Origin of the sequence: Mesoflavibacter sp. CH_XMU1422-2 (genome assembly GCF_037029245.1) — a bacterium.
Classification (GTDB): domain Bacteria; phylum Bacteroidota; class Bacteroidia; order Flavobacteriales; family Flavobacteriaceae; genus Mesoflavibacter; species Mesoflavibacter zeaxanthinifaciens.
The window spans coordinates 1-749 of sequence record NZ_JAYMEE010000065.1; the positions used below are offsets into that span (position 1 = coordinate 1).

Annotated in this window: 1 protein-coding gene; it reads right to left on the bottom strand. The window is 30.0% G+C overall.

Going from position 1 to position 749, the window contains the following annotated elements; translation table 11 throughout:
• Positions 1–203: 203 nt before the first annotated feature.
• Positions 204–656: a hypothetical protein gene (locus tag WA340_RS11905; protein ID WP_336129234.1), complete on the bottom strand. Its 453-nt coding sequence runs from the start codon at positions 654–656 to the stop codon at positions 204–206.
• Positions 657–749 lie beyond the last annotated feature (93 nt).

Consider the following 749-nt stretch of genomic DNA (forward strand, 5'->3'; position numbering starts at 1 on the left):
AATTTCAATTTTTTAGAGTTACGTTGCTAAATCTCCGAACGAATTGAGCGTTTTTGGTTGATGCAATATTGTAGTTAACGGTCTCGTATAACCGTCAGTTACGGGATTAAAGTTAATGATTTTCGGTTAAGAACTGACTTTAGCAATTCCGAGTGGATTCGGACGTAGTCGAATCCGCCGTAATTGCGGTTATACATTGTTAGCTAACGTTTTTTTAATTTTTTCAGTTTTTCTCTTAGCAAGAATAAGTCAGAAAAATCAATCCACTCATCTTTCCTGTATTCGTATTTAATCAATTTTATTTTGTTCGACTTTATTTTGTAATAATATATGGTGTTTGCTGGAAATTGGCTATCAATATTTTCTTTTGAAATTAATATAAGAGTGTCTTTTTTTATTTTCCAAGTTCCGATTTGCTCTTTATGTTTGATTTGATGTAAAACATAATAATAAACTCTATGATAAGTGCTGTCATCATAAATAACTAAACTATCCAATTCAGATTCTGTCCATTTAATTCCATTTGGTGCTAATGATTTTTTTCTTTCTTTTTCAAATTTATATTCAGATAGAATTTTCTTTTCAGCACTATTTGTTTGTCCAAAAATCGTATTGGATAAAATTCCGAAAAATAATATGATGAATGTTTTTTTCAAATGTTAGCTAACGGTCTGGTGTATGGCTCGTTGCGTGCAAATTAGTGATTAATTTTCGGTTGAGCCACAAGCCAGATTTTTTAAATTTTACTA